Genomic DNA, 2783 nt, shown 5'->3' on the forward strand with positions numbered 1-2783 from the left:
GGACGGTGTTGTGGTGCAGGTTGAGTGCGCCGGCGACCTGAACGGCCGTCATCGCATCGTTGGAGGCCTCCACGACCTCCAGGACACGCCGGCGTGCTGCTGAGAGGTTGGCGCGTGCGGACAGGTCGCCCAGGGCTGGGCGTGGGAGTGAAGGGATCGGACGATTGTGCATGTCCTGAGACTAACGCGCTTTCGCTTGTGGGAACCGTCAAAATCGGCTTGTAGTTGAATCCTGCAACGGCTCTGTGATGTGACTTTCAACACATGTTGTTCTACGGGAGGGGACATCGAGAGGTGAGAACCTCAGTGCCGGCGCCGTTTCGGAGGGGCTATGGCCCAGTGCTCGGGCAGGTGGTCCTCTGAGCCGAGGACGCCGTCGTCAACGAAACCGTGACGCCCCTGGAAGGCCGCCTTCCGACGTGTCGGCGCCTCCAGATGGGTGGCCGTGGCGTCGGGGGAGCGTAGGCGGGTCCCGGGGCGGTTGCTCAAGGGGCGGTGGGATCCTCGGCCTCCAACGACGGGGCCAGCAGTCGGCGGAAGGAATCCACTCGGGCTCCCCGCTCTTCGGGGGAATCCGGCTCGCTTGCCCACTCGTCCAGGGTGCAGTCGACGACGCCGTTCTCATGGGTGCACCCGCGCGGACAGCCCTCGGCCAGGACTGCCAGATCCGGGAAGCCGCGCAGGACGTCGGCGCTGCTGACGTGGGACACCCCGAAGGAGCGCACGCCTGGGGTGTCGATGACCCAGCCGCCGCCGGGCAGGACGAGGGCCTGAAGACTGGTGGAGGTGTGGCGGCCACGGCCGGTGACCTCGTTGACGTGCCCGGTGGCGCGATCGGCGCCGGGCACGATCGCGTTGATGAGTGTGGACTTGCCGACCCCGGAGTGACCGACGAGCACCGAGACGGTGCCGGTAAGCGCCCGGCGGACAGCTTCGACGCCGTCGTTGGCCTGCTCCTTTGTCCCCCCGGTCTCGTTGGGGTCGGTCTCGTCCTCTGAGGCGCCGGGGTGCAGGCGCGTGGCCAGGCAGCGCACGCCCAGGGGGCCGTAGAGATCCGTGAGCGGGGTGGCGTCGGCCAGGTCGGTCTTGGTGAGCACGATAAGCGGCTCCATGCCGGCGTCGTAGGCGGCCACGAGGTAGCGGTCGATCATCCGCGGGCGCGGCTCGGGGTCGGCCACGGCGGTGACGATGACGAGCTGGCGCGCGTTGGCGACGATCGCCCGCTCGTTGCCGGCGGCGTCGCCGTCCTCAGCGCTGCGGCGCAGCAGGGTGGCGCGCTCCTCGATGCGTACCATGCGGGCAAGGGTCCCGGTGCGTCCGCTCGTGTCCCCGACGACGGCGACCCGGTCCCCGACGACGACCTTGCCCCGCCCCAGCTCGCGGGCCTTCATGGCGGTGATGTCGCCTCTGGAGTCCTCGGTGAGGCCCTTGTCGTCGAGGCGGATGCGGTAGTGACCGCGGTCGATGCGGGTGACCATGCCCAGGACCGCGTCGGAGTGGCTGGGGCGCTGCTTGGTGCGGGGACGGGAGCCCCGGCCGGGGCGGACCCGCACCCGGGGGTCGTCGGTGCCGATGTCGCGTCTGGCCATCAGTCACCAGCTCCCGGGACTCCCGGACTGCCAGGCGCGGCGTTGAGCCTCCTGCCCGCGGTGGTGAGCATGGCGGCCCACAGGTCCGCGAAGCCGGGCAGCGTCTTGAAGGTGCACTCGATGTCGTCGAGGTGAACCCCGTCCACGCCCAGGCCGATGATGGCGGCGAAGGTGGCCATCCGGTGGTCGGCGTAGGAGTGCAGGGCGGTGCCGTGCAGCGGGGCAGGGCGGATGATGAGCCCGTCAGTGGTCTCCTCGGCGTCCCCGCCCAGGAGACGGATCTCGGTGGCCAGGGCCGCCAGGCGGTCGGTCTCGTGCCCGCGCAGGTGCGCGATGCCGGTGAGGGTGCTGGCGTGGCCCTGCGCCCCGGCGAGGGCTGCTAGGGCCGCCACCGTGGGGACGAGCTCGCCGACGTCGGACAGGTCCGCGGTGATCCCGGTCAGATGCCCGGTGCCGCGGGCGGTGAGCAGGTCACCTGAGAGCGTCACCTCGCCGCCCAGGCGGGGAAGGAGCTCTCGCCAGGCGTCACCGGCCTGGGTCGTGGCCGCCGGCCAGTGGGGGACGCTCACCCGGCCGCCGGCCACAAGAGCCGCCGCCAGGAAGGGGCCGGCGTTGGACAGGTCCGGCTCGATGGCCACCTGCCCGCCGCGCGGGCGGCCGGGATGGACCCGCCAGGTGCGCTCGCCGTCGCCGGCCCCGGGGGCGGGCTCATCGACGGCGATGCCCCGCTCACACAGCGTCGCCACCGTCATGGCCACATGCGTCAGCGAGGGCACCGGCCCGGTGGGGGTGAGCTCCAGGCCGCCGGGCAGGAGGGCGCCCAGGAGCAGGAGCGCGGAGACGAACTGGGAGGAGGCCGAGCCATCGACCGCCATGCGGGCGTTCTGGGCTTTCAGGAGTGCGCCGTCGCCGGGGCCGATGCGCACAGGCAGGAAGCCGGGCTCACCGAGGTGGGTCACCTCCGCGCCCAGGGCGGTCAGCGCGTCGAGCAGCGGTGCCATGGGGCGGCGCCGGGCGGCCTCGTCCCCGTCGAAGACGACCGGGGCGTCGGCCAGCGCGGCCAGCGCGGGCACGAAGCGCATGACGGTCCCGGCCAGGCCGACGTCGATACGGCCGACGCCGTCGGGAGCTGCCTGCACGTGCAGCGGCAGGGGAGCCGGTGTGACGCGCAGCTGCGTGCCGGAGGGGTTGAGG

The 2783-nt window shown here is 72.2% G+C and carries 3 protein-coding genes and 1 pseudogene; all 4 read right to left on the minus strand.

Translation table 11 applies throughout. The features are described from left to right. A pseudogene (locus RWR81_RS13440) lies at window positions 1–172 on the minus strand (transcriptional regulator); the annotation flags it as partial. A 131-nt stretch (window positions 173–303) separates the two neighbouring features. After that, a complete protein-coding gene (locus tag RWR81_RS13445; RefSeq protein ID WP_314458210.1) occupies window positions 304–489 on the minus strand; it encodes a hypothetical protein in 186 nt (61 codons plus the stop codon). Continuing rightward, window positions 486–1589, minus strand: coding sequence for a ribosome small subunit-dependent GTPase A (locus RWR81_RS13450; RefSeq protein WP_314458211.1), 1104 nt, complete (start codon window positions 1587–1589; stop codon window positions 486–488). The genes RWR81_RS13445 and RWR81_RS13450 overlap by 4 nt, the downstream gene beginning before the upstream one ends. Next, window positions 1589–2783, minus strand: a 1195-nt coding sequence (locus tag RWR81_RS13455; RefSeq protein ID WP_314458212.1) for a 3-phosphoshikimate 1-carboxyvinyltransferase, incomplete at its 5' end; no start/stop codon positions are given. The genes RWR81_RS13450 and RWR81_RS13455, both read right to left, overlap by 1 nt.

Origin of the sequence: uncultured Actinomyces sp., from assembly GCF_963526355.1 — a bacterium.
Lineage (GTDB): Bacteria > Actinomycetota > Actinomycetes > Actinomycetales > Actinomycetaceae > Actinomyces.

Excerpts from the sequence above, each read along its gene's own strand:
- RWR81_RS13450 (WP_314458211.1), bottom strand. The coding sequence starts at position 1,589 with ATGGCCAGACGCGACATCGGCACCGACGACCCCCGGGTGCGGGTCCGC.